This window comes from Ensifer sp. Root954 (assembly GCF_001429005.1).
GTDB lineage: Bacteria > Pseudomonadota > Alphaproteobacteria > Rhizobiales > Rhizobiaceae > Ensifer > Ensifer adhaerens.
This window is the reverse complement of record NZ_LMJM01000045.1, coordinates 266,390-290,217: the sequence shown is the minus strand read 5'-3', so window position 1 is coordinate 290,217 and position 23,828 is coordinate 266,390. Positions and strand designations below refer to the sequence as shown.

The following is a 23,828-nucleotide window of genomic DNA, read 5'->3' as shown; positions in this document are numbered from 1 at the left end:
AGATTAGCCTATTGTGCGGCCGCCTTGGCAAAGTCGGCGTTCACATAAGGCGCGTAGTCGTCGAGCGACTGGCTGATCTGCTTCTGCTCGACGAGGAACTTGGCGCTTTCGGTCAGTGCACGCGTGGCGCCGCCGCCGAGCCAGACCTCGGAGGCCTGCTCATCCGCATTCGGGAACGAAAGCAGGCGCAAGGCTTCGACGGTGCTCGGGCCATCGCCGCCGATCAGCTTGACGATGCCTTCCACTTGCGGCGACTCCTCCGTCCACGCCGCCTTGTTGGCGTTGTAGTCGGCATAAGCGTCCGCCAGAACCTTGGTGAAGGCTTCCATCAGCTTCGGGTTCTCCGAGGCCCAGGCCTTGTCGACCACCAGCCCGTCGAAGGTCGGCACGCTAGCCGCGCCAATCACCTCGGAATCCGAGATCGTCTTGCCGGTCTTCTGGATTTCTGAGAGCGCCGGCGGCCAGACATAGGCCGCGTCTATATCGCCACGCTGCCAGGCGGCAACGATCTGCGGCGGCTTCAGGTTGAGGATTTCCACCTCGCGCGGATCGACGTTCCAGACCTTGTTCATACCGACCAGCAAGTGAAAATGCGACGTCGAGACGAAAGGCACGGCGACCTTCTTGCCCTTGAGATCGGCCGGCGTCTCGATGCCCGAGCCCTCGCGGGCGACCAGCGCTTCCGACTGACCGATATTGTCGAGGATCCAGAAGAGCTGCAGTTCGACGCCGCGCGTCGCGGCAGCCGCAGTACCTGTCGAACCGAGAACGCCGATCGGCACGTCACCGGAGGCAAGCGCCGTAGTGATGTCGCCGGCCGAGCTGAATTGGCGCCAGTCGATCGAATAGCCGGCCTCCTTGGCGGCTGCATCGAAGCGGCCATCGGCGATCGCAGCCACGAACGGGCCAACGATCTGCTGATAGCCGACGACGAGTTTCGTTTCGGCATAAGCGACGCCGGATGCGGCCAGGCTCGCGACAATGCTGGCGGCTGCGGCCAGTCGTCTGAAATGTCCATGTAGCATTTGTCTTCCTCCTCTTTGTTTATTCGCTGACCGTTTCTCCGGTCTTGCTGATGACGATAAGGCCGAGATCCGGCTTGCGTTATATCCAGTCTGGAAGTTGAATAGATCCAGTTTAGCGCCGTCGGGGGAGCAGGCGTCGTGCAGATGAACGTTTCCGAAACCATTTTTTTCATCGATCGCGACAGTGGGATCGGCCTGCAGGCGCAGTTGCGCGAGACGGTCGTTTCGGCCGTGCTCGCCGGAAGGGTGCAGCCGCGCGCGCATCTGCCATCCAGCCGCAAGCTCGCCGACTATCTGCGAATATCGCGCATCACGGTGACACTCGCCTATCAGGAACTGATCAACCAGGGCTATGTCGAGGCGGTCAACCGCAGCTCCTATCGCATCTCCGGCAATCCGCCGGGCATGGATGTGGAAGGGGAGCGCCCATCCGCCGGCTCCAATCCGATCGACTGGAGCCGCAAGATCAAGATGAGCTTTGGCGTCGTGCGCCAGGTCGCCAAGCCGCTGGACTGGCGGCGCTATCCATTCCCCTTCCTCTATGGCCAGATGGACCCGACACTGTTCGATCTCAATGCCTGGCGCGACTGTGCCCGCCGGGCTCTGGCGCGAGAGGATTTCGTGCTGATGGCGAGCGACTTTGCCGCGGCCGACGATGTGCGGCTGGTCAACTACATCTGCTCGCGCACGCTGCCGCGCCGGGGCATCCACGCCACGCCGGACGAAATCCTCGTCACCGTCGGCGCGCAGAATGCGCTCTGGATCGTGACCCGTCTGATCCTGGAGAAGGGCTCCGCCGCCGTCTGCGAAAACCCCTGCCATCCCGATATCAGCGCCTCGCTGCTGTTGAGCGGCGCCGACGTCACCACCGTCGATGTCGATGTCGAGGGCCTGTCACCGGATGCCTTGCCGGAAAACGTCGATGCCGTCTTCGTGACCCCGAGCCACCACTCGCCGACCGGCGCGACTATGCCAGTGGATCGGCGTACGCAACTGCTGCAGGCTGCGGAAGAACGGGATTTCGTCATCGTCGAGGACGATTACGAGTTCGAGATCAGCTACCTCGCTCCGCCTTCCCCGGCGCTGAAGGCGCTCGATCCGTCAGGCCGGGTGCTCTACATCGGCAGCTTCTCGAAATCGCTTTTTCCCGGGCTTCGGCTCGGCTACCTCGTGGCGCCAGCCCCCTTCATTCGCGAGGCGCGTGCGCTTCGCTCGCTGATGTTGCGCCACCCGCCCGGACACCTTCAGCGCACCGCAGCCTATTTCCTGGCGCTCGGCCATTATGACGCCGTGCTCCACCGGATGCGGACCGAATATCACAAGCGCCACGTAATCATGGCCGAGTCACTGCGTAGGGCGAACCTGAAAGTCGCAGGCTCCTCGACCTTCGGCGGCACGTCCTTCTGGATGGAGGGACCGGAAGGGCTCGATGCCGACCGGCTGGTCAGCGAATTGCGGCAGGACGGCGTGCTGGTCGAATCCGGCTCGCCCTTCTTCCCCAGAAGCGACCAGCCCTGCCGCTACTTCCGGATGGGATATTCGTCCATTCCAAGCACAAGCATTGCCGAGGGCGTCGCCCGGGTTCGCGCCCGCATCGACAGTCTTTGCGGCGGCAGCGAGCAGGCCTCCGTGGCGAAGTGACAGGTTGACCGCTTGTGGCTTTCCCTATCGAGCTGGCCGTAGCGTACCTTGGGCTAAGGCGTCCTCTCCATTGCCCACAATGTTGCTCGCGCCTGTGCAGATCAATCGGTCATTTGGATTGTCGCCATAATCGTATTCAAGATTGTCGACAAAGACGTTGACAAATACTTTTGGCGTGCGATGGTGCCGCTTAGCAGCAACGAGCTAGGGAGGAGCAGGTTGATGCAAGGGCTCCAGAAGACCGCGTACTCGCACGACTTTTCGCAATGCCGCACGTACGAGCCCGCACCGCCGGGCCGGCTCGCCTGACATCTCCTCATTCGATCGCCATTGCGGCGTCCAACCACCGACCTCGGGTTTCTGAACCGCCTCCATGAAGCGGCGCAGAGATATGCCCCTGTTCGAGTTGATGCTTGGCGTTGGCCATCGAATGACCGCCGATCGACAACGGGACTTGGTGCTTCAAGCATCGCCAGGAGGCTTTCGCTTGGGTGCATCGCCGTCCAGGAACGCCAGTTGATCAAGATTCCCGCATAGGCCGCCGAAGGTCTTTGCGGTGATCGACACGACCGAGAAGGTCATGCCGCGCAACAGCAGATCACGCCACTGGCCGCCCCTGTCGGGCGGCGAGATGGACGGCCTGTGAGCCGTCCTTGCCTCTTAAATAGAAGCTCCCCGTTCAAGGGGGCCGGTGACCTCAACAAAGGAGAACAGCAGAATGCTCAAGAAACTGATCCTCGCAGCCGCCATGTCGACGGCGCTTTCCGCGGCTGCTCACGCGGAGACGCTCAAATGGGGCTCTTCGCGCGATATCTACTCGCTCGACCCTTATTCCTATGGCGACAGCTACACGCTGTCTTTCCTCAATCACGTCTATGAAGGGCTCGTCCGCTTTGACGCCGACCTGAAGATCGAGCCGGCACTGGCGACCTCCTGGGAAACGGTATCGGACACGGTCTGGCGGTTCCATCTGCGCGAGGACGTCAAGTTCCACAATGGCGCTGATTTCACGGCCGATGACGTGATCGCCTCGCTGACGCGGGTCAGCGATCCGGCATCTCCGCTGCGGGGCAACCTACCGGCATACAAGTCGGCGAAGAAGGTCGACGACCGCACTGTCGATATCGAACTGACCGGCCCCTATCCGCTGCTCTTGAACGACCTGACGAACATCCACATTTTCGACGCCACGTGGCTCGCCGACAACAATTCGCTGAAGCCGACGGATGTCGGCAAGAAGATAGAAGGCTACGCTACCTACCACACCAACGGCACGGGTCCGTTCAAGCTCGAGAGCCGCACGCCCGACAGTAAGACCGTTCTGGTCAAGAACGGCGAGTGGTGGGACCCGGCGAAGTCCAACATCGATCGCATCGAGTTTACGCCGATTGTCTCAGCCGCGACACGCGTGGCGGCACTGTTGTCAGGCGAGATCGACTTCACTGAGAATGCGCCGGCGCAGGATCTTCCGCGCCTTGTCGCGCAGCCGGACCTGAAGGTGATGGAGCGCACCGACCTTCGCACCATCATGATGGGCTTCAACCGCAAACCGAAACTGGCCGACGGCGTCGACAACAAGTTCAACGACCTGCGTGTCCGCCAGGCCGTCGCCCATGCGCTCGACACAGAACTCATCCAGAAGCGGGTCATGCGCGGCAAGTCGAGGACAGCGGGTGCGATCGTTGCGCCGGAAATCCCGGGATATGTCGAAGCACTGGACAAGGTCGTGCCGTACGATCCCGAACTGTCGAAAAAGCTGCTCGCCGAGGCCGGCGCAAGCGATCTCCCCTTCACGCTCGTCTGCACGAACGAGGCCTATGTCAACGAAGAGGAGCTTTGCCAGAGCATCGTCAACATGCTGAGCCGCGCCGGCTTCAAGCCGCAACTCGACATCGGCCCGACGGCGGCACAGGCGCCCAAACGCACGGGCGGTCTGTCGGATGTCTACATCATCGGCTGGGCAAACGAGCCGATGCTCGACAGCTACTCGATCCTGCTTCAGATGATCGAGACGAGGAGCGACAAGGCGGGCGTCTTCAACTGGGGCGGCTGGAGCTATCCTGATATCGACAAGCTGATCATCCAGGCATCGACCGAAATGGATCGGACCAAGCGGCTCGATCTGCAGACCAAGGCACTGCAGATGGTCAAGGACGAGATCATCATGCTGCCGCTGCACCAACAGCCAATGGCTTGGGTGATGAGCAACAAGATCGATAAGGTCGCTCAGCTCGCCGACAACAAGCCGCGCCATTGGCTCACGCATATCGCGGACTAGCCCTGTTGCGGAGCTGGAACGGCGAACGTTCGGGCTCCGACAGGCCGGGACCGGCAGCCCGGACGCTGCCGGCCCCCTTCGTGCTTCTCCGCCTAGATCAGCCAGTCGGCGTCCAACGCATAGGCCTCGATGGAATCGATCTTCATTTGCGACCCGTCGTCAAAATCGCCATCGGGTGTGCCGGCCATTCCGCCGACCGCGAGATTGACGAGCATGTACATCGGCTCGTGCATGTCCGCGGGGGTATCGGCGCGGGCGATCTCGGTATCGTCGAAGTACCAGACGATCTCGTCTTCCGTCCAAAGCACGCCGTAATCGTGGAACCCGTCGGTATCGGCGACTTGCGCGCCGTCTCTGACGATCGTGTGCTCGCCGCTTTCGTTGGAATGGGCGGTGGTGATGACAGTGTTGGTGTCCTGCCCGCGCATTTCGACGACGTCGAGCTCCGGCGGCCAGGAGCCGTCGGCGGGCAGCAGCCAGAAAGCGGGCCAGGCACCTTGATCGTCCGGCATGTCGGCCCGCATCTCGAAGTAGCCGTAGGTCTGCGCAAAGGACGAATAGGTCGTCAACATCCCGGACGTGTAGTCATAGCCGCCGATCTCGGACTGGATTGCGTCCGGTGCACGCTCTGCGGTGATCGTCAGTACACCATCCTCGACCGAAAACGGGTTAGCCGATGCGGTCGGCCCGTAACTCGGATTGACGTACCATTGCAGCTCACCGTTTTCCGAGAGCGTCGCCCCCTCTTCCGGCGCCCACCAGTATTTGGCATCCCAGATGCCGCCCGTGCCGTCGGTGAGCTGAAGCGTGTCGAAATCGTCCGAGAAGGTCTGCGTCAGGGCGGATCGGTCCAGGCTCAACTGGAACTGGCCCTCCTGCAGTTGGTCGGCTGTCGTATTGGCCAGGACCAGGCTTTCGCCATCGCCGAGATGGAGGCGGAGATCGTCTCCCTGCTGGCCTGCATTCGCCAGCACCTCTTCGAACGAGGTAATGCCGTATCCGTCGAGGCGAATGGTATCGTTGGAGCTGAAGTCGGAGACAAGGTCGCTGCCGTTGCCGTGCTCGAACACGAAGGTATCAGCGCCTCCGGAACCGACCAGCACGTCATTGCCTGCGCGTCCGTCGATGGTCTGGCTGCCGGAGCCACCGGTGATGATGTTGTCGGCGCTGTTGCCGAAGGCGTGTCGACCGTCACCGGTGACGGTCAGGTTTTCGAAGTTCTCCGGTAAGCTGTAGCTCATCCAGGTATCGATCGTGTCTATCCCTTCGCCGGGTGCCTCTTCGGCCCGGTTCGTCGATGAATAGAGATAGTAGACGTCGTCGCCCGTGCCGCCGAACATAGTCACATCGACGGAACCGTCGCCCCAGATCGAATCGTTGCCGGGAGTTCCGTAGAGCGTGGACCCGGATCCGGTTGCGGAAAACCATGCGGTCGAACTTCCGCTGTAATGGAGCGGTTGTCCGAGGGCGTTCATGGCAGTTCTGCTCATCGAGAAGTCTCCTGTTTATTGGAGTGCCCCTTCCCGATGAGCACCTCTAGCATCTCAAGCTGTCGCCCACACCCCCAACATTTGCGGATAATCCGGAGCAGCGGCCTCCCCACGAGGGAGCCGAGCGGACCCAGCCTAGACGTATTTCGACGCGAGAAGTGCTGCGATCTCCGCCTGACAGTTCACGAGCGGACGTGTGTGCTGATTGGCTTTTGCCATCGCCATCGCGCCGGAATAGGCGGCGATGATCAGGGTGGCGAGGCTGTCGGGTTGAATGCCTGCGACGCGCTTCAGGCGGATGTCTTCCTGGAATCGCGCCGCGAGCGCTTCTTCCCAAGCCTCAAAAATTGCACCCAGCGCCTGCTGCATCTCGTCATCATGCCTGGAGACTTCGATCGCCATATTGTTCAGCGGGCAGCCGGAGACGGAGCCGTTTTCGGAGAGCTCGCTGATGATCTCGGTGAAGATCTGATCGATCGCTGTGGGTGTATCGCTCGAGGTACGCAGCGGGTCGATCCACGTTTGCCGCACCGCTACGGCGACGCGGTCGCGGATAACCGCCAATCCAAGTTCCCGTTTGGCCGGAAAGTGATGGGCCATAGCGCCTCCTGAGACGGATGCCTTCGCGCGCAATTCCTGCATTCCCGTCGCGAGATATCCTTGGGTGACAAAGGCCTGGTAGGCCGCATCGACGATCCTGCGGCGCACCGCTTGAGGATCGTTGGTTCTTTTGTGTTCGCTCATGACCGCCGCCTGAAAAATCGTTCGCCATAGTGCCTTGACAAAACAGGTCGATCAACCTGTTATTAGAAACAGGACAATTGACCTGTTTTGGAGGATTCATGGAACCGCACGCCGTTTACGAACTTCGCCGCTACCGACTTCATCCCGGCGGAAGGGATCGCCTGATCGACTTGTTTGACCGCGAATTCGTTGAACCGCAGGAAGCGCTCGGAATGCGTCTTGAAGGCGAATTCCGCGACTGCGACGATCCCGACGCCTTCGTCTGGGTACGTTCCTTTGCCGATATGCCAACGCGAACCGACGCGTTGGCGGCCTTTTATTCGGGCCCGGTTTGGAAGGACCATGGGTCTCGCGCCAACGAGACGATGCTCAACTCGGACAATGTGTTGCTGGTCAAGCCAGTCGCTGGCACGCAGCCGTTTCCTCACAACCTTGCAAGGGAGCAAGAGGCACAATCGACCAGAGGTGTCGTCACCGTGAACCTCTGCTCGCTGGCGCCCGGCACGGAGGACCGTTTCGCTGCATTCTTCATCGCCGAGGCACTGCCGATCCTCGAAGACGCCGGTGCTCGCATCGACGCGGTGTTCGTTACCGAACGCAGCGCAAACGCCTTCCCGAGGCTCCCCGTCCGTGAGGGCGAAACGGTGTTTATCTGGTTTGAAATGCATGAGGACGACGACGGCCTTTCACGGCATCGGGAGCAACTGAACAAGGACGTCAGATGGACCAGTGAGGTCTTTCCTCGAATGGATAGCCAGTGCTGGCGAAGGATCGAGGTTTCTCGGCTGACCCCGACGTCGCGATCGCTTTGCACCTTGTAGCTGGCGCCCATACACGCCGGATCGGTACGAACGCACCCACAGCCGCCAGGAACGCATCCTGGCGGAACCAAACCAGCCTCCAAACGTTGTATTGGGTTAGGGGAGGCACGGAATGAAACACGCGGATGTTCGAACAGTCGCCAACGCCCAGATCAGACATATCTGGGACGTCGCGGATTATTGCCGGCGGACCGGTATTCACAAAACCGAAGAGCAGCGCCTGATCAAGGTGCTCGGTAGACAGGCAACCAGCCACGAGCTCCAGATGAACATCGTGCGCGTTCAGACGCGTATCCGCTGAAGCTTCGACATGGGAATTGCGCGAGCGGTCACCGCGTGATCGGTGGCCGGTTTCGACTTCTTGCCCGTTCAGAAATTCCTAAACGTCTTCGCTACCTTAGTCGACGAACTCGACAATCACGCCAGGCTTGACCATCCCCGCCAACTCCTCCGCATCCCAGTTGGTCAGGCAAACGCATCCGTGCGATCCCGACTTGTCGATCATCGACGGCTCCGGCGTGCCGTGAATTCCGTAGGTGGGCTTCGAGAGATCGATCCAGACCGTGCCGACCGGACCGTTCGGGCCGCCCGGCAAGGTCAAGATCTTTCGGTTGTCGCCCTGCTTGAAGTTGATTTTTGGATTGTAGACATAGGGCGGCATTCGGGCGACGCCTTTGACCTTGTGCGTTCCCGAAGGAGATGGCGTTTCCCGGCTGCCGATCGTTGCCGGATAGGCTGCGATCAGCGTATCGTCGGCGCCAAGTGCCACGATTTGACCGGTGCGCCGGTGCGCTTCAATGCGCTTGACCGTTCCCTGCGTCGGTGGACCTGGGTTCACAACGGAAACCGTGTCACCGACCGAGAACTCCGAAGTCTGATTGAGCGCCTTGAGAAGATCGATATCCATGTGGAAGCGCTCCGCCAGCTTCTCGGCGACGCTCGTGTATCCGAGCTGAGCCATCTTCGCCTGCTCGGAGTAGTCTTCGGGGATCTCAGCGACCAATCCTTGAGCATCGTCCTCGGAGATGACGTAGGGCTCGACCACCGTCGTCTGGTCCGGCAGTCGCCCGATGACGTCGGCGTCCAATGTTCCGTCAGCGGACAGACCTTGCATGGTCTCGAAGGCGGCGATCGCCTTGGCGACATTCTCACCGGCGAAACCGTCGATCACACCGGGCGACGCCCCCGCCCGATCGAGAAGCACCTGGAGCCTGACGATGGCGGGGTCTGGCTTGTCCGAGGTCTCGGTCGTCCGTTCCAACAATGTGGGCGTAATCGATGCACCGTCGATGGCTTCTGGCTGAAGCGTCTGGGCATTGGCCAGCGCGGCGGGGGATAGCAGCATCAGCGCCGCCAATAGAACCTTGGTTTTCATGATCTCTCAATCGATCAGCCCCTGATTTGTTCCCGCCTCGCGGCGCCAAGATGCTGCTTTCTCAGGTGCGAACGGCATTGACCTTGCGGCCTTTTCGCCGCGGCCAATCGGCCCCAGGCCGAGCCTCGATCCGTGGCCCCATAGGCGCACCGACCTCGTGTCAGAGAAAGTCTCTTGACAGAACACGAAAGTCGAAATCTTATTGTAAAGCGTTTTAGTAAATCGGTTTACAACGGCAGGGGATGGAGCCAAGGTGACCACACGACGCGTCACAGGTCTGAAGGATGTAGCCCGAGCTGCCGGCGTTTCCGTGACAACGGTCTCGCGCCTGCTGAACGGATCGCTCGACCTGCCTTCCGAAACGAAGAAGCGGATCTCGGATGCGATCCGCGACCTCAATTACCAGCCCAACCCGCATGCCCGCCGGCTCAGCCGCGGTCGTTCCGATACGATCGGTCTTGTCGTTCCCGATATCGCCAACCCCTTCTTCGCGACGCTCGTGGCAGCCGTCGAAGAAGAGGCGGATACCCGCGGGCTTGCCGTCTCGCTTTACGCCACCCTGAACCGGGCCGGTCGCGAGGTAGCCTATCTCCAGCTGATCGAACGCAATCACGTCGATGGCCTGATCTTCGTCACCAACCACCCGGACGACGGTCAACTCGCCACGTTGATAAACCGCACCGGCAAAGTCGTGATCGCCGACGAAGACGTTCCCGGCGCGCAGGCGCCCAAGCTCTTCTGCGATAACGAGCTGGGCGGAGCGCTCGCAGGCCGGCATCTGGCGGAATTCGGGCACAGGGATGTGCTGTTCGTCGGCGGCCCGCAAGCGATGATCAGTTCGCGTCGGCGCTCCAACGGTCTTGAGCGGACGCTGCGCGATGCGTTCGGCGAGGATATCCGTCTTTTAAAATACGCCGGTGACTACACCGTGGCCTTCGGTCGGCAGGCGGCGAAGCGCTTCATCGAGGAAGGTCGCCCGGCAACGGCGATCTTCGCCAGCTCGGACGAAATCGCCATCGGCATGATCGAGGTCTTCCGGGACCAGGGGGTGTCGATCCCGGACGATGTTTCGGTCATCGGCTTTGACGACGTCGGCCCGCTCCATCTTTTCGGTCCGCCTATGACCGCCATTCGCCAGCCGGTCCGCGCGATCGGCGGGCGTGCCCTCTCCCTTCTTCTCGAAACAAACTGGCAGGGCAAACAGGCTCTCGTCGAAGAGCTCCTGCCAGTCGAAATCGTCGTGCGGAAATCCGTTGCTCCGCCTGCGAAACGATAAATCACGCAATGGAGAACCAACAGAGGATGAGAACATGAACTGGAATTTGAAACGCAGGACTTTAGTCGCCACGCTTGGTTTCACGGCATTGACGACCCTCGGCGCTGCTCTCTCGCCGGCCCTTGCCGCCGAAAAGACCTTTGCGCTCGTGCAAATCAACCAGCAGGCGCTTTTCTTCAATCAGATGAACGAAGGCGCGCAGAAGGCGGCTGACGCTGCCGGCGCGAAGCTCGTCATCTTCAATGCCAACAACGACCCGGCCGCGCAGAACAGTGCGATCGAAACCTACATTCAGCAGAAGGTCGATGGCATCGCCGTCGTCGCAATCGACGTCAACGGCATCATGCCGGCGGTCAACCAGGCAGCCGAAGCCGGGATCCCCGTCGTCGCCATCGATGCGATCCTTCCGGAAGGCCCGCAGAAGGCGCAGATCGGCGTCGACAACGCCACGGCCGGCGCCGACATGGGCAAGTTCTTCCTCGACTACATCAAGGCCAACGCCGATGGCAAAGCCAAGATCGGTGTCGTCGGCGCGCTCAACTCCTTCATTCAGAACGTTCGTCAGGAAGGATTTGAAAAGACCATCAAGGATGTCGACGGTATCAGCTCGGCCGGCGTCGTCGATGGACAGAACGTGCAGGACAACGCGCTCGCTGCCGCCGAGAACCTGATTACCGGCAATCCCGACCTGACCGCAATCTATGCGACCGGTGAGCCGGCCCTGATGGGTGCCATCGCCGCGGTCGAAAGCCAGAGCAAGCAGGATAGCGTGAAGGTCTTCGGTTGGGACCTGACGGCCCAGGCGATCGCCGGCATCGACGCCGGCTACGTCACCGCCGTGATTCAGCAGGATCCGGCTGCCATGGGTGCCGCTGCCGTCGACGCCTTGAAGAAGGTCTCCGACGGCGGCAGCGTCGAAAAGACCATCGCCGTGCCGGTAACGATCGTCACCAAGGACAACGTCGAGCCATATCGGGCGATCTTCAAATGATGACGACTGAAAGACAGCATCCTCCCGCTGTCGCTGGTGTCGGGGGGGCTTTGCCCTCCCGCACCGGTGTCAGCCCCCGCGTGTCCCTCAAAGGGATCGTCAAGACGTTCGGATCGCACCAGGCGCTGCGTGGCGTCGACCTCGACATCTATCCCGGCGAGTGCCTTGGCCTCGTCGGCGACAACGCCGCCGGCAAATCGACGCTGACCAAGGTCATCTCGGGCACCTACATTCCCGATGGCGGGACCATTACGCTGGAAGGCGAAGAGGTTCGGTTCTCAGGACCTGCGGACGCCCGTAACCGCAATATCGAAATGGTCTTTCAGGACCTGAGCCTTTGCGACCACATCGATGTGGTCGGCAATCTTTTCCTCGGTCGAGAAATCAGCAAAGGGCCATTCCTCGATACGAGGACCATGCTCGAGGAAGCACGCAAGATGCTCGATGCGCTGGAAATCCGCATTCCGCGTCTGACCGGCAAGGTCGCTCAACTCTCGGGCGGACAGCGTCAGGCGATCGCGATCGCGCGCGCCGCTTCGTTCAATCCGAAAGTCCTCATCATGGACGAGCCCACCTCGGCGCTCGCCGTGGCGGAGGTCGAAGCCGTGCTCGCGCTGATCAACCGCGTCAAGGCAAAGGGCGTCTCGGTCATCCTGATCACCCACCGTCTCCAGGACCTGTTCCGTGTCTGCGACCGCATTGCCGTGATGTACGAAGGCACCAAGGTCGCCGAGCGCGAAATCGGCAAGACCAACCTGGAAGACCTCGTCAAGCTGATCGTCGGGGAAGGAGCCAAGCAATGACGGCCTATACCGAACGCGCAAAAGGCTCGCCGGCGGCAGACTTCCTTTCGGAAAACGCCCAGGTTCTGTCGATCGCCTTCTTCTTCCTGGCCTGCGTCATCTTTTTCGCGGCCACGACCGATACCTTCATGACGCTCGGCAACATTCTGAACGTCATCCGCCAGGCAGCGCCGATTCTCATCGTCGCGGTCGCCATGACGCTGGTAATCATAACCGGCGGCATCGACCTCTCTGTCGGTTCGCAGGTCGCCCTGGTCAATGCGGTGGCGGCCATTGTCTTGGCCATGGGCTATCCCTGGCCTCTCGTCGTCGTCGCGATGCTCTTCTTCGGCGCCTTTCTCGGCTTCGTGCAGGGATGGTTCACCGCCTATCAGGGTATTCCGGCCTTCATCGTCACGCTTGCCGGCCTGTCGATCCTGCGCGGCTTGGCGCTCTATCTGACGCAAGGGTACTCGATCCCGATCAAGGACGCTCCCGGCTTCTTCATGCTCGGCCGCGGCGAATTGCTGGGCATTCCGATGCCTGCGCTTATCGCGGTTGCGGTCGCGGTCGCCGGTTATGTCGTCATATCCTCGACCAAATACGGCCGCCAGGTCGTCGCCGTCGGGTCCAACATGGAAGCGGCTCGCCGCGTCGGCATGCCGGCGAAATGGGTGATCGCCTCGGTCTATATGATCGCCGGCGTTGCCTGCGCCCTTGCTGGCCTGTTGATCGCCGCGCGCCTCGGCTCCGGCTCCTCGAATGCGGCCGTCGGCTTCGAGCTTCAAGTTATCGCCGCCGTAGTGCTGGGCGGGACATCGCTGATGGGGGGGCGCGGCACGATCCTCGGGACCGTGCTCGGCACGATGACGATTGCGGTCATCGGCAACGGCCTGATCCTCATGCATATCTCGCCGTTCTTCACGCAGATTGTTACCGGTGCGATCATTCTCGTTGCGATCTGGCTCAACACCCGGATCTTCACCGCCAACTTTCGCTTCGGCGGCAAGAGATAACCGTCATGAGCAAGGAGCTGTCAGAAGGACATGTGCGGTCCGGCAAGGTGATGACGGTGAACGGCGCGATCAACGCGGATCAACTCGGCATCACACTGATGCACGAGCATATCCTCAACGATTGCCGCTGCTGGTGGAACGCACCGCAAACGAAGGAGCGTCAGTATCTCGCCGAAGGCTTCGTCTGCATGGAGATCCTCGGCGAACTTCGCCAGGACCCCTTCGTTAACAAGCACAACATTACGCTCGACGACGAACCCTTGGCTATCGCCGAATTGCAGGCTTTCGCGACCGCAGGCGGCCGTACAGTCGTCGAACCTACCTGCAATGGCATCGGTCGAAACCCGCTCGCCTTACGGCGCATCTCCAAGGCGACGGGTCTCAATATCGTGATGGGGGCCGGATACTATCTTGCCTCCTCGCATCCGGCCGAGGTCGCGGACATGAGCGTCGACCAGATCGCCGACGGCATCGTCCGCGAGGCCATCGACGGTGTTGACGGCACGGGCGTGAAAATCGGACTGATCGGCGAGATCGGCGTCTCCTCCGATTTCACCCCGGCCGAGGAGAAGTCCCTGCGTGGGGCCGCCCGGGCGCAGGTCCGGACCGGTTTGCCGCTGATGGTGCATCTGCCGGGCTGGTTCCGGCTCGGCCATCGGGTGCTCGATGTCGTCGCCGAGGAAGGGGCGGATCTGCGCCACACCGTGCTTTGTCACATGAACCCGTCCCACGACGATTTCGCCTATCAAAGCGAGCTCGCCGAACGCGGTGCGTTCATCGAATACGACATGATCGGCATGGACTTCTTCTATGCCGATCAACAGGTACAGTGCCCGAGCGACGAAGAGGCAGCACGAGCGATCGCCAGGCTGGTGGACGCCGGCCACATGGACCGCATCCTGCTCTCGCACGATGTGTTCCTGAAGATGATGCTCAGCCACTACGGAGGCAACGGCTATGCCTACGTCCTGCGCCACTTCCTGCCGCGTCTCAAACGACACGGACTGGAGGACGGCGCGCTCGACAGAATGATGCGGGACAACCCCCGCTCGGTATTCCAAACCGGGGCCTGATATCGGCTCCCAACGCAATTCAAGACAGACGGATAGACCATGACAAAGAAAGTGCTTCTCGTCGGCGAGAGCTGGGTAAGCTCCGCCACCCACTACAAGGGTTTCGACCAGTTCGGCAGCGTGACCTTCCATCTGGGCGCGGAACCGCTCGTCAAGGTGCTCAAGGACAGCGAGTTCGAGCTGACCTACATGACCGCACACGACGCCGTGGACCAGTTCCCCTATGAAATGGCAGGCCTCGACCAATACGATGCGATCATCCTGTCGGATATCGGCGCCAACTCGCTGTTGCTGCCGCCGGCCGTATGGCTGCATTCGCGCACCGTTCCGAACCGGTTGAAGCTCATCAAGGCCTGGGTCGAAAAGGGCGGAGCGCTGCTGATGGTCGGCGGCTACTTCTCCTTCCAGGGTATCGACGGTAAGGCGCGCTGGCGCCGCACGGCTGTCGAAGACACGCTTCCGGTGACGTGCCTTCCCTATGACGACCGCGTCGAGATTCCCGAGGGCGCGGTTGCCGACGTCGTCAAGCCGGACCATCCGACCATGGCGGGGCTTTCGGGCAGTTGGCCGTTGCTTCTCGGCGTCAATGAAGTGGAGGTTCGCGATGGAGCCGAGGTCGTCGCCCGGCTTCCCGAAGATCAGGGCGGACACCCGCTGCTCGTCCTTGGCGGTTTCGGCAAGGGGCGCACCGCCGCCTGGACGTCCGATATCGGCCCCCACTGGCTGTCGCCGGCATTCTGCGAGTGGGAGGGCTACGGCCGCCTCTGGAAGAACATCCTTGGGTGGATGACGGCAACGGAGCGCTAACCGCAGCGAGGAGCGCGCGCTGAGGAGAGCCTCAGCGCGCGGCCAGGATCGCTTGCAACTGCTCGATCGATGGAAACGCCGAACGGGTTCCGGGACGGCTGACAGTGATGGCGGCGGCGCGCGTTGCATGTTCGATCGCGGTGCGATCGAGGCGAGTGCCACGAAGTGTGGCGGATGCGAGCGCCACCGCCATGAACGTGTCGCCGGCGCCTGTCGTGTCGACGACGTCGCATTCGACGGCGCCGATCGGGACGCTGCTTTCGGCGGTGACGAGCATGGCTCCGTCGCCGCCGAAGGTCAGGACGACTTCGCGAACGCCGGCCGCAAGCAGCTTGCGGGCAGCCTCTTCGCCGCTGGTACCGGTCATTGCCTGCGCCTCACCCTGGTTGAGGAAAGCAATGTCAACCAAGGGCCACAGGGTGCTGAAATAAGGACGCAAGGGAGACGGATTGAAGGCGGTGATCATGTGGCGGGCGCGCGCAGCTTCAAGGACACCCCGCGTCGTTTCGTCCGACAGGTTTCCCTGGAGCACAGCAAGGTCGCCGGGAACCGCGTCGGCCAGCGCTGCCACGGCGTCGGCAAGCGTGAGGTTCTGGGCAGAGTCGGTGGTCGTGATGTTGACGTTTTCTCCATCCGGCGTGGTCAGCACGATCGAGAAGTCGGTGGACTTGCCGAGGACCGGCACAAGTCTGCTGACCACCGGTTCGCTTGCCAGATGCTGGCGGATCATGTCGGCGCGAAAGCCGTCGCCGAAGGCTGCGACAAGGCTCGTCGGCAGGCCGGTGCGGGCCATGACAACAGCCTGGTTCGCGCCCTTGCCACCGAGGTCCCGGGACCGCTGGCTACCGTGGATCGATGCGCCCGCGGCCGGCATTTCCGACACGGCGATGGTCTCGTCCACCGTCACATTACCGATTACGTAAGCGTGCATGAACATACCTTCGAAAGGGAGAGAAATGCAGGAAATATCTGACAAGTCCACAAGCGCCATAAGGGAAATATTTGGGACTGACAAGGTTCTGATCGGCATGATCCATTGCCCGGCCTTCCCCGGTGCGCCGCGCTATCGGGGTGCCGATATGTCTGTTATCTACGATGCCTGCATGCGTGACGCCGAGGCGTTGGTCGAGGGTGGCCTGCATGGCCTGATGATCGAAAATCATGGCGACGTGCCGTTCTCCAAGCCGGAAGATATCGGCCACGAAACGGCAGCCTTCATGTCGGTCGTCACCGACCGGATCGCGCGGGCGACAGGTGTGCCGCTCGGCATCAACGTCCTTGCCAATGCGCCGATCCCGGCCTTTGCCATAGCCATGGCGGGCGGCGCCAAGTTCATTCGCGTCAACCAGTGGGCCAACGCCTATGTCGCCAACGAAGGCTTCATGGAGGGGCGGGCCGCAGAAGCGATGCGCTACCGCTCATTGCTGCGTGCCGAGCACATCAAGGTCTTTGCCGACAGCCATGTGAAGCACGGCGCCCACGCCATCGTGGCCGATCGCTCGATCCAGGAACTGACGCGCGACCTCGCCTTCTTCGACGCCGACGGTGTGATCGCCACCGGTCAGCGCACCGGCAATACGGCAACCATCGAGGAGATCGAGGAGATCGGCTCGGCGACGCACCTGCCGCTTCTGGTCGGCTCGGGCGTGACCAAGGACAACATCGTCGAAATCCTCAGGCGCACCAACGGCGTGATCGTCGCCTCGTCTCTGAAGCAGGGCGGGGTCTGGTGGAACCCGGTCGATATCGAGCGGGTTAAGGCTTTCCGCGCCGCTGCCGAACCCGCGCTGGAGGCGTGACGATGGCGGCTGAAACGCTTTCGGAACAGATCCTGCGGGAAAACGCCACCGTCTTCGAAGCCATGGTGAACCATCGCTTCGTCGAGGACATCGTGATGGGGCGCCTGTCCCCGCAGGTTTTCGAACGCTATCTCGTCTATGAGGGGGCCTTCGTCGAAAGCGCGATCTCGATCTTCGCCTTTGCGGCGGCGAAGGCCGAGACGATCGAACAGAAGCGCTGGCTGATTGCCGTTCTGGATGCGCTCGCCAACCAGCAGATCGCCTACTTCGAACGGATTTTTGCCGAACGCAATATCAATCCCGGCACCTATGATCTCAATGTTGCCGAGGTCGATGCTTTCCGAACGGGTATGCTGGACATCGCCCGCAACGGCGGTTTCCTCGATACCGTCGCTGCCATGTTTGCGGCCGAGTGGATGTACTGGACCTGGTCGAAAAGGGCCGCCCGTTCATCGTTTGCCGATCCACATTTGAAGGAATGGGTCGAAATGCACGCCGATGATGAGTTTGCGGCTCAGGCGAAGTGGCTGAAAAAAGAACTCGACGTAGCCGGCGACGCGCTCGAGGCTTCCGAGCGCAAGCGCCTGAGCGCTATCTTCGGGCGAGCGCAGCAACTTGAAATCGCCTTTCATGACGCAGCCTACGTCTGATCAAGGCGACATTTGGGAACGACCATGACCTCTCGCACCACAGTGGACGGCAAGCGCCTGCTCAAGCGTCTTGATGACTTCGCAAAAATCGGCGGGACGCCGGCCGGGGGCGTCAACCGGCAGGCTTTGTCGGTGGAAGATCGGGGCTCCCGCCGGCTGCTAGCGGAACTCGCGCTTGCGCGCGGTTTCCGCGTCTTCCAGGATCCGATGGCAAACCTGTTCATCCGGCGGGAGGGCCTTTTTCCTCAAAGGCCGCCGTTCGTGATCGGCAGCCACCTCGACAGCCAGCCGACCGGCGGGCGCTTTGACGGAGCGCTCGGCACTCTGGCGGCCTTTGAGGTGATGGAAAGTCTCGAAGATGCCGGCATCGAGACTGATTTTCCGCTTGAGGTCGTTGCCTGGACGAACGAAGAAGGAAGCCGCTTTGCCCCCGGCACGATGGGATCGATGGCTTTTGCCGCCGGTGCCATCCCCGGGGCCTGGTCCGATCTTCGCGGCCGCGACGGAGCGTTGTTCGTCGATGAGTTGGAGGCAACACTGAAAGCCCTGCCGGAAGCCGAAATGCGCCCGCTCGGCTTCCCGATCACCGGCTACCTTGAGCTTCATATCGAACAGGGCCCGTCGCTCGAACGGGAGAACATACCGGTTGGCATCGTCTATGGCATCCAGGGCACGCGGTGGCTGGAGGTCAGGATCGATGGGCAGGCAGCGCATGCGGGCACGACGGCGCTCGAATTCCGTCGCGACCCGATGGCCGCGGCCGTTACCGCGCTTGAACCACTGTATAGGAGCGCCATGCCGGGCGACCGGCGCGCACGCTTTACCGTCGGCCGCTTCGCAGTCGAACCAGGTTCGGTGAACTCGATTCCGGGGTCGGTCACGTTCACCGTCGATCTGCGCCACCCGGAGACCAACGCCATCGACGACCTGGAAGAGCGGGTCCGGCAGGCATGTGACAACGCCTCTAAAGCCAACGGTTGCCAGAGCACAACGCGGCAAATCTTCGACATGCCGCCGGCCCTCTTTTCAGACGACCTGCTCACCTGCCTCGATCGCGCTGCCGCATCGCTCGGACTGACAACCAGGCGTATGCTCTCCGGCGCCTTCCACGATGCCTTGTTCGTCAGTCGTGTCGCGCCGGCAGCCATGATCTTCGTGCCTTGCCGCGATGGGCTTAGCCACAACGAAGCGGAATATGTCGAGCCCGCGCATTCCATCGAAGGTGCCCGTATGCTGCTTGCCGCGACCCTCGAAGCGTTTGCTGCGGGCGCATAGAGCGCGCGCGGGTGCTGCTCGCCGCCCCTGTAGCCAGCGCAGGCGCGCTTCGGTGTTGCCAGCGGGCATGCGCTCCGAAACTGCTGCATCCGGATGGATCATATTTTTTTCGTCGACGATGGATGAGAAATCGCATCGGCTCCGTATATGCGGGTATGGAATCGAAAAAAGGCGCTTTCGACGTTATTGGGCAGCTGGCCGCGCTGCGGCGCTACGCGCGTTCGCTTGCGCGCAATTCGCCTGACGCAGAAGATCTCGTTCATGATGCCTTGGTGAGAGCCTACGAGCGGCGCTCGACGTTCCGGTCGGGAGCGAACCTTCGAAACTGGCTTTTTGCCATCGTTCGCAACGCCCATATCGACCGCGTACGATCGGCGCTGTCGCGCGGCCAGCGTGACAGCCAGACGGCGCAGGAAGCCGTATCGTCCTACCCGGCCCACCAGGAACACAGCGTCCGGCTCGCTCAGGTTCGCGAGGCGTTCATGCTGCTGCCGGAGGAGCAGCGCGAAGCCCTACATCTGGTTGCTGTCGAAGATCTCTCCTACCAGGAGGCCGCCGACATACTCGACATCCCCGTCGGGACCTTGATGTCGCGCGTCTCCCGCGCACGAGCAGCGCTCAGAGATTTCGAAAGCGGACGGAGGAAGCCTAACCATCTGAAGCTTGTCGGAGGCGACAATGACTGACGTCGATACGATTACCGATGGCGATCTCGACGCCTACATCGACAATCAGCTCGACGCGACCGGTCGGCTGCGGGTCGAGACCTGGCTTGCCAGGAATCCGGATGCGGCGGCGCGCGTCATGGCCGACCTCGGCATGCGCACCACGCTCAAACTGGCGATGACGTCGGATGTCGTTGCCGGTCGTCCAGAGACGCGCGAGGCGGCCCGGCGCCTTTCTTCTGGGCTTGCGAATGCGCGCGTTTGGAACGCGCTGCAAAAGGTTGCGGCGGTCGGCTTGATGGTGTCGGTCGGGTGGATTGCCCATTCGGCGGTCGGCCCGAGCGAAGTCAATGCCTCGGCCCATCCGCCGGCTTTCGTGGAGCACGCCATCCGCGCCCATCAGACCTCGGTCGTAAGGGCTGGAATGCCGTCGCAGCCTGAGGTTCAGACCTATGACCGGGACGACATTCGTGCCGCGACCGCCATCGTCATGCCGGAGCTCCCGAAGGGCTGGAACGTCGTCGATGTCCAGGTGTTCCCCTCGGAATTCGGACCCAGCGTCGAGATGAGCGTCAAGACCGACGCGGGCACGGTCATTTCACTTTTCGCCGGCAGGCCCGGTCGTTTCGCGGTCGAACCCGTGAAGGACCTCAACCTTTCCAATGCCGAGGCTGCCTGGTGGCAGGTCGGCGAGGTTGCCTATGCCGTCGTTTCAAGCACGCCGGGCATCGGCCTCAGCGACGAGGCCGAGCTTCTCAAGAACTCACTTTACTGAGGAAACCTTCATGTATCAGAACCAGAACCGCTTCGGCGGTATGAGTCAGGCTTCGGCCGCCGCCCTCGACGAGGGCCTTCGCCAGCACATGCTGCGCGTCTTCAACTATATGGGCCTCGGCCTCGTCGTGACGGGCCTTGTCGCCTTCATCGTCGGCACCACGCCGGCGCTTTACGTGCCGATCTTCTCCACGCCGCTGAAATGGGTGGTGATGCTGGCGCCGCTCGCCTTCGTCTTCTTCTTTTCCTTCAAGATGCATTCGATGTCGGCATCCTCGGCACAGATGACCTTCTGGGCCTTCTGCGCCGTTATGGGCCTGTCGCTCGCTTCGGTCTTCCTGGTCTTCACCGGCGCCAGCATCGCCCGCACATTCTTCATCGCCGCTACCATGTTCGGAGCGACGAGCCTCTACGGCTATGTGACGAAACGGGACCTCGCGAAGTTCGGTTCGTTCATGATCATGGGTCTGATCGGCGTGATGATCGCCTCGATCGTCAACATCTTCCTCGGTTCCAGCGCCCTTCAGTTTGCCGTCTCGGTGATCGGCATCGTCGTCTTCGTCGGTCTGACCGCCTGGGACACGCAGAACATCAAGGAGCAGTATGCCGACAACTTCGACCAGGAATCCCAGCAGAAGCTGGCGGTCTTCGGCGCTCTCTCGCTCTACCTGAACTTCGTCAACATCTTCCAGCTGCTGCTGAATTTCACCGGCCAGCGCGAAGAGTAACAGTCGCCGATATCAAGGACATATCTTATGGATCGCAATGATCAGCAGGCCATAGACGGCCTGTTCTCCAAGCTCGCCCAGGCGGAGCGCCAATCCGCTCCGCGCGACGCGGAAGCCGACCGCTTCATTCAAGAGCGGATAGGCCAGCAGCCGGGCGCGCCCTATTACATGGCGCAGACGATCGTCGTACAGGAACAGGCACTGGAGGCGGCTCAACGCCGTATCGAAGAACTGGAAGCGCACACCGCACAAAGCCAGCAGCGCGGCGGCTTCTTCTCCTCGATGTTCGGCAGCAACGCTGCTCCTCAGCGCCCGGCGCCACAACAGGCCGGGTATGGCCGTGCGGCCCCGAGCTCGCCATGGGGCAACCAGAGCCAGGCTTACGGCCAGCCGATGCAACAGCGCACCGGCGGCGGCTTCCTCGCGGGCGCCGCGCAGACCGCAATGGGCGTCGCCGGTGGCGTCCTGCTCGGCAATGCGATTGCCGGCATGTTGGGTGGTAACGAGGCCCAGGCCGCTCAACCAGCCGCCCCTGCCCCGGAGCCGGAAGCGCCCGTTGACGACATGGATTTCGGCGGCGACGAAGATATTTGACGCCGCTTTTGGCTTCCGGGGACCATCCCCCTCCCCCGGAAGCCAGCCTTCCCTCAGAGCCAACCCTTTCTCATGATCCCAGCTGCACCAAGCCCACCGCCTGTCCCCCATCCGGTCACGATGACCCGCCACCTTGTCGGTCGCGCAGGGTGGGCGGAGTTCGGCTTGCTGTTTGCCGCCCGCTCCATGGCCTATCCGACAAGGCGGACCACGCGGCATGCCTGACGACGCCGACCCTGACCAACGTTCATCAGACCCTACAAGCGCGGCTCCGCTGAAGCGGTTTCGCGGTCACCTACTTTGCGCCCGCAACCGTCGACCAGACGGGCGGGCGACGCTTTTTCTTTTCCCATCAACAATAGAAGGATTGGCCTTGCCTTGAGGGCTGGCCTTTAAACCCAATGATGTTCGAATGGATGTCTGATCCGGCCGCCTGGGCGGGTCTCGCCACCCTCATCGTTCTCGAGATCGTGCTCGGTATCGACAACCTCGTCTTCATCGCCATCCTCGCGGACAAGCTTCCAGAGCATCAACGGGAAAGAGCCCGACTGATTGGCCTCGGACTGGCGCTGGGCATGCGTCTCGTCCTGCTTGCCTCGATCGCCTGGATCGTGACGCTGACCACTCCGTTGTTCACAGTGCTCGGCGCTGAGATCTCCGGCCGCGACCTGATCCTTCTGTTCGGCGGCCTGTTCCTTCTGTTCAAGGGGACGATGGAGCTGCACGAGCGCCTCGAGGGCCATGCCGGTCACAAGGAAGGCAAGGTGGAGCATGCGGTCTTCTGGCAGGTCCTCGTGCAGATCGTCGTCCTCGATGCCGTCTTCTCGCTGGACAGCGTCATCACCGCCGTCGGGATGGTTCAGCATCTCTCCGTGATGATGATCGCGGTCATTGTCGCCGTCGGCGTGATGCTGCTTGCGTCCAAACCACTGATGGCCTTCGTGTCGAAACACCCGACCGTCGTCATCCTCTGCCTCGGCTTCCTGATGATGATCGGCTTCTCCTTGATCGTCGAAGGGTTCGGTTTCCATATCCCCAAGGGCTACCTCTATGCGGCGATCGGCTTCTCGGTGCTGATCGAGGCCTTCAACCAGATCGGACGCCGCAACCGCGAACGCTTCATGACGACGGGTGACTTGCGCGAGCGTACGGCAAATGCCGTTCTCTCCCTCCTCGGTCGACGCAAGAGCGAGACGTCGCTCGGCGAAACGGCGGATGTCATCGCGGAGCGGGCGACGGAGGACGAACTGTTCACGCCGGTGGAGCACGAGATGATCGAAGGCGTACTGACACTTGCAGAGCGCCCGGCAAAATCGGTCATGACCCCGAGGCTTGATGTCGAGTGGCTGGATATCGAGGAGAGTGACGACGAGTTGCGCCGCAAGATCATCGAAACAGGTCATTCGCGCTTCCCGATCGGACGCGGCAATCTCGATGAGTTCCTGGGCGTCGCGCTGGCGAAAGACCTGTTGAGAGACCTGCTCGAGACCGGCAAGATCGACTTCAGCCGATCCCTTCGCCAGCCCTTGGTCGTGCATGAAACCGTCAGCGCGCTGCGCCTGCTTGAGCAGTTGCGACAGTCTCCCCTTCAGGTCGCGATCGTCCTTGACGAATATGGCTCGATGGAAGGCCTGGTGACACCAACAGACCTGCTCGAAGCCATCGCCGGCGACTTTGCCGACGATGATGATGATCAGTTGACGGTCGAGCGCGAGGAAGACGGAGCGCTCCTCGTCGACGGGTGGATCGATATCCGGCATGTCTCAAAACTGCTGGAGGTCGATCTCGTGGATGAGGCCGACCGCTACTCCACACTGGCAGGCCTCGTTCTTTGGCGCCTCGGACATCTGCCCAACCAGGGTGAAAGCGTCAGCTTTGGTGGCCTGACCTATGAAGTCGTCGCCTTGGATGGCCGCAACGTCGACAAGGTCAGGATCCGAAGGCCGCAGATGGAGGAACTGACGGGCGCCCAGTTTCGCTGAGCTTCCGCCAGGCTGAGATGAAGCAGTTGCGCCGCCGATTTT

23 protein-coding genes and 1 pseudogene are annotated in these 23,828 nt (G+C 61.7%); 18 read left to right on the top strand and 6 right to left on the bottom strand.

The features are described 5' to 3' along the window. Positions 1-8 precede the first annotated feature (8 nt). Entirely contained in the window at positions 9-1,025 is a 1,017-nt protein-coding gene (gene tauA, locus ASE71_RS26430) for a taurine ABC transporter substrate-binding protein (RefSeq protein ID WP_034790430.1), read from the bottom strand. A 144-nt stretch (positions 1,026-1,169) separates the two neighbouring features. Between tauA and ASE71_RS26425 the strand changes: the two genes are divergently transcribed. Next, on the top strand, positions 1,170-2,666 hold the full coding sequence (locus tag ASE71_RS26425) for a PLP-dependent aminotransferase family protein (RefSeq protein WP_060521160.1): 1,497 nt from the start codon (positions 1,170-1,172) through the stop codon (positions 2,664-2,666). A gap of 718 nt (positions 2,667-3,384) precedes the next feature. Beyond that, positions 3,385-4,944 (top strand): ABC transporter substrate-binding protein, encoded by a 1,560-nt coding sequence (locus tag ASE71_RS26420; protein ID WP_034790432.1) that lies wholly within the window; start codon positions 3,385-3,387, stop codon positions 4,942-4,944. A gap of 92 nt (positions 4,945-5,036) precedes the next feature. Here ASE71_RS26420 and ASE71_RS26415 read toward each other — a convergent pair whose 3' ends face one another. From ASE71_RS26415 to ASE71_RS37450, 3 genes and pseudogenes are all read right to left on the bottom strand, one after another. Continuing rightward, the gene (locus ASE71_RS26415) at positions 5,037-6,434 is read right to left on the bottom strand and encodes a family 16 glycosylhydrolase (protein ID WP_034790436.1); all 1,398 of its coding nucleotides are present in this window, start codon (positions 6,432-6,434) and stop codon (positions 5,037-5,039) included. A gap of 135 nt (positions 6,435-6,569) precedes the next feature. Continuing rightward, on the bottom strand, positions 6,570-6,998 hold the full coding sequence (locus ASE71_RS26410) for a TetR family transcriptional regulator C-terminal domain-containing protein (protein WP_244497391.1): 429 nt from the start codon (positions 6,996-6,998) through the stop codon (positions 6,570-6,572). A 6-nt stretch (positions 6,999-7,004) separates the two neighbouring features. Then, positions 7,005-7,178: pseudogene (locus tag ASE71_RS37450) on the bottom strand (helix-turn-helix domain-containing protein); the annotation flags it as partial. A gap of 98 nt (positions 7,179-7,276) precedes the next feature. On the opposite strand from ASE71_RS37450, the gene ASE71_RS26405 reads away from it, so the two are divergent. After that, positions 7,277-7,999, top strand: a complete 723-nt coding sequence (locus ASE71_RS26405; protein WP_034790446.1) for an NIPSNAP family protein — start codon at positions 7,277-7,279, stop codon at positions 7,997-7,999. 112 nt (positions 8,000-8,111) lie between these two features. Beyond that, the gene (locus ASE71_RS26400; RefSeq protein WP_060521158.1) at positions 8,112-8,300 is read left to right on the top strand and encodes a hypothetical protein; all 189 of its coding nucleotides are present in this window, start codon (positions 8,112-8,114) and stop codon (positions 8,298-8,300) included. A 96-nt stretch (positions 8,301-8,396) separates the two neighbouring features. Here the strand turns inward: ASE71_RS26400 and ASE71_RS26395 are convergent, their stop codons facing one another. Further along, complete coding sequence (locus ASE71_RS26395) at positions 8,397-9,374, bottom strand: L,D-transpeptidase family protein (protein WP_060521157.1); 978 nt, start codon at positions 9,372-9,374, stop codon at positions 8,397-8,399. Between the two features lie 253 nt (positions 9,375-9,627). Here ASE71_RS26395 and ASE71_RS26390 point away from each other — a divergent pair, with 253 nt between their 5' ends. From ASE71_RS26390 to ASE71_RS26365, 6 genes are read left to right on the top strand one after another with little or no spacing between them, the layout of a single operon-like run. Then, the gene (locus ASE71_RS26390) at positions 9,628-10,650 is read left to right on the top strand and encodes a LacI family DNA-binding transcriptional regulator (RefSeq protein WP_090297342.1); all 1,023 of its coding nucleotides are present in this window, start codon (positions 9,628-9,630) and stop codon (positions 10,648-10,650) included. Between the two features lie 34 nt (positions 10,651-10,684). Then, positions 10,685-11,641: a substrate-binding domain-containing protein gene (locus ASE71_RS26385; RefSeq protein ID WP_060521156.1), complete on the top strand. Its 957-nt coding sequence runs from the start codon at positions 10,685-10,687 to the stop codon at positions 11,639-11,641. Continuing rightward, on the top strand, positions 11,641-12,444 hold the full coding sequence (locus tag ASE71_RS26380) for an ATP-binding cassette domain-containing protein (protein WP_034790756.1): 804 nt from the start codon (positions 11,641-11,643) through the stop codon (positions 12,442-12,444). The genes ASE71_RS26385 and ASE71_RS26380 overlap by 1 nt, the downstream gene beginning before the upstream one ends. After that, positions 12,441-13,439, top strand: a complete 999-nt coding sequence (locus tag ASE71_RS26375; RefSeq protein ID WP_060521155.1) for an ABC transporter permease — start codon at positions 12,441-12,443, stop codon at positions 13,437-13,439. The genes ASE71_RS26380 and ASE71_RS26375 overlap by 4 nt, the downstream gene beginning before the upstream one ends. Before the next feature lie 5 nt (positions 13,440-13,444). Continuing rightward, positions 13,445-14,512, top strand: coding sequence for a phosphotriesterase (locus ASE71_RS26370; RefSeq protein WP_060521154.1), 1,068 nt, complete (start codon positions 13,445-13,447; stop codon positions 14,510-14,512). Positions 14,513-14,551: 39 nt separating this feature from the next. Further along, a complete protein-coding gene (locus tag ASE71_RS26365) occupies positions 14,552-15,319 on the top strand; it encodes a glutamine amidotransferase (protein WP_060521153.1) in 768 nt (255 codons plus the stop codon). A 31-nt stretch (positions 15,320-15,350) separates the two neighbouring features. Here ASE71_RS26365 and ASE71_RS26360 read toward each other — a convergent pair whose 3' ends face one another. Next, entirely contained in the window at positions 15,351-16,250 is a 900-nt protein-coding gene (locus ASE71_RS26360) for a ribokinase (protein WP_060521326.1), read from the bottom strand. A gap of 25 nt (positions 16,251-16,275) precedes the next feature. Here ASE71_RS26360 and ASE71_RS26355 point away from each other — a divergent pair, with 25 nt between their 5' ends. The 8 genes from ASE71_RS26355 to ASE71_RS26320 all read left to right on the top strand — a co-directional run bounded on the left by ASE71_RS26355 (position 16,276) and on the right by ASE71_RS26320 (position 23,786). Further along, positions 16,276-17,118 (top strand): BtpA/SgcQ family protein, encoded by an 843-nt coding sequence (locus tag ASE71_RS26355; RefSeq protein WP_060521152.1) that lies wholly within the window; start codon positions 16,276-16,278, stop codon positions 17,116-17,118. 2 nt (positions 17,119-17,120) lie between these two features. Beyond that, positions 17,121-17,768: a TenA family protein gene (locus ASE71_RS26350; protein ID WP_060521151.1), complete on the top strand. Its 648-nt coding sequence runs from the start codon at positions 17,121-17,123 to the stop codon at positions 17,766-17,768. A 24-nt stretch (positions 17,769-17,792) separates the two neighbouring features. Then, complete coding sequence (locus ASE71_RS26345) at positions 17,793-19,043, top strand: Zn-dependent hydrolase (RefSeq protein ID WP_060521150.1); 1,251 nt, start codon at positions 17,793-17,795, stop codon at positions 19,041-19,043. Positions 19,044-19,198: 155 nt separating this feature from the next. Beyond that, positions 19,199-19,729 carry a sigma-70 family RNA polymerase sigma factor gene (locus tag ASE71_RS26340; RefSeq protein ID WP_060521149.1) on the top strand — a complete coding sequence of 177 codons (531 nt, stop codon included), beginning with the start codon at positions 19,199-19,201 and terminating at the stop codon, positions 19,727-19,729. Then, positions 19,722-20,483, top strand: a complete 762-nt coding sequence (locus ASE71_RS26335) for an anti-sigma factor family protein (RefSeq protein ID WP_060521148.1) — start codon at positions 19,722-19,724, stop codon at positions 20,481-20,483. The genes ASE71_RS26340 and ASE71_RS26335 overlap by 8 nt, the downstream gene beginning before the upstream one ends. Positions 20,484-20,493: 10 nt before the next feature. Next, complete coding sequence (locus ASE71_RS26330; protein ID WP_034790478.1) at positions 20,494-21,210, top strand: Bax inhibitor-1/YccA family protein; 717 nt, start codon at positions 20,494-20,496, stop codon at positions 21,208-21,210. A gap of 27 nt (positions 21,211-21,237) precedes the next feature. Beyond that, positions 21,238-21,804: a DUF2076 domain-containing protein gene (locus ASE71_RS26325; protein WP_034790482.1), complete on the top strand. Its 567-nt coding sequence runs from the start codon at positions 21,238-21,240 to the stop codon at positions 21,802-21,804. Between the two features lie 401 nt (positions 21,805-22,205). Beyond that, positions 22,206-23,786, top strand: a complete 1,581-nt coding sequence (locus ASE71_RS26320) for a TerC family protein (RefSeq protein WP_060521147.1) — start codon at positions 22,206-22,208, stop codon at positions 23,784-23,786. Positions 23,787-23,828: the final 42 nt, after the last annotated feature.

What these genes read in the sequence shown, in the direction of transcription:
- ASE71_RS26420 (WP_034790432.1), top strand. Translation starts at nt 3,385, where the DNA reads ATGCTCAAGAAACTGATCCTCGCAGCCGCCATGTCGACGGCGCTTTCC.
- ASE71_RS26340 (WP_060521149.1), top strand. Translation starts at nt 19,199, where the DNA reads ATGGAATCGAAAAAAGGCGCTTTCGACGTTATTGGGCAGCTGGCCGCG.
- ASE71_RS26405 (WP_034790446.1), top strand. Translation starts at nt 7,277, where the DNA reads ATGGAACCGCACGCCGTTTACGAACTTCGCCGCTACCGACTTCATCCC.
- ASE71_RS26320 (WP_060521147.1), top strand. Translation starts at nt 22,206, where the DNA reads ATGATGTTCGAATGGATGTCTGATCCGGCCGCCTGGGCGGGTCTCGCC.
- ASE71_RS26345 (WP_060521150.1), top strand. Translation starts at nt 17,793, where the DNA reads ATGACCTCTCGCACCACAGTGGACGGCAAGCGCCTGCTCAAGCGTCTT.
- ASE71_RS26350 (WP_060521151.1), top strand. Translation starts at nt 17,121, where the DNA reads ATGGCGGCTGAAACGCTTTCGGAACAGATCCTGCGGGAAAACGCCACC.
- ASE71_RS26425 (WP_060521160.1), top strand. Translation starts at nt 1,170, where the DNA reads ATGAACGTTTCCGAAACCATTTTTTTCATCGATCGCGACAGTGGGATC.
- ASE71_RS26375 (WP_060521155.1), top strand. Translation starts at nt 12,441, where the DNA reads ATGACGGCCTATACCGAACGCGCAAAAGGCTCGCCGGCGGCAGACTTC.
- ASE71_RS26370 (WP_060521154.1), top strand. Translation starts at nt 13,445, where the DNA reads ATGAGCAAGGAGCTGTCAGAAGGACATGTGCGGTCCGGCAAGGTGATG.
- ASE71_RS26380 (WP_034790756.1), top strand. Translation starts at nt 11,641, where the DNA reads ATGACGACTGAAAGACAGCATCCTCCCGCTGTCGCTGGTGTCGGGGGG.
- ASE71_RS26400 (WP_060521158.1), top strand. Translation starts at nt 8,112, where the DNA reads ATGAAACACGCGGATGTTCGAACAGTCGCCAACGCCCAGATCAGACAT.
- ASE71_RS26355 (WP_060521152.1), top strand. Translation starts at nt 16,276, where the DNA reads ATGCAGGAAATATCTGACAAGTCCACAAGCGCCATAAGGGAAATATTT.
- ASE71_RS26335 (WP_060521148.1), top strand. Translation starts at nt 19,722, where the DNA reads ATGACTGACGTCGATACGATTACCGATGGCGATCTCGACGCCTACATC.
- ASE71_RS26385 (WP_060521156.1), top strand. Translation starts at nt 10,685, where the DNA reads ATGAACTGGAATTTGAAACGCAGGACTTTAGTCGCCACGCTTGGTTTC.
- tauA (WP_034790430.1), bottom strand. Translation starts at nt 1,025, where the DNA reads ATGCTACATGGACATTTCAGACGACTGGCCGCAGCCGCCAGCATTGTC.
- ASE71_RS26360 (WP_060521326.1), bottom strand. Translation starts at nt 16,250, where the DNA reads ATGCACGCTTACGTAATCGGTAATGTGACGGTGGACGAGACCATCGCC.
- ASE71_RS26330 (WP_034790478.1), top strand. Translation starts at nt 20,494, where the DNA reads ATGTATCAGAACCAGAACCGCTTCGGCGGTATGAGTCAGGCTTCGGCC.
- ASE71_RS26395 (WP_060521157.1), bottom strand. Translation starts at nt 9,374, where the DNA reads ATGAAAACCAAGGTTCTATTGGCGGCGCTGATGCTGCTATCCCCCGCC.
- ASE71_RS26325 (WP_034790482.1), top strand. Translation starts at nt 21,238, where the DNA reads ATGGATCGCAATGATCAGCAGGCCATAGACGGCCTGTTCTCCAAGCTC.
- ASE71_RS26415 (WP_034790436.1), bottom strand. Translation starts at nt 6,434, where the DNA reads ATGAGCAGAACTGCCATGAACGCCCTCGGACAACCGCTCCATTACAGC.
- ASE71_RS26365 (WP_060521153.1), top strand. Translation starts at nt 14,552, where the DNA reads ATGACAAAGAAAGTGCTTCTCGTCGGCGAGAGCTGGGTAAGCTCCGCC.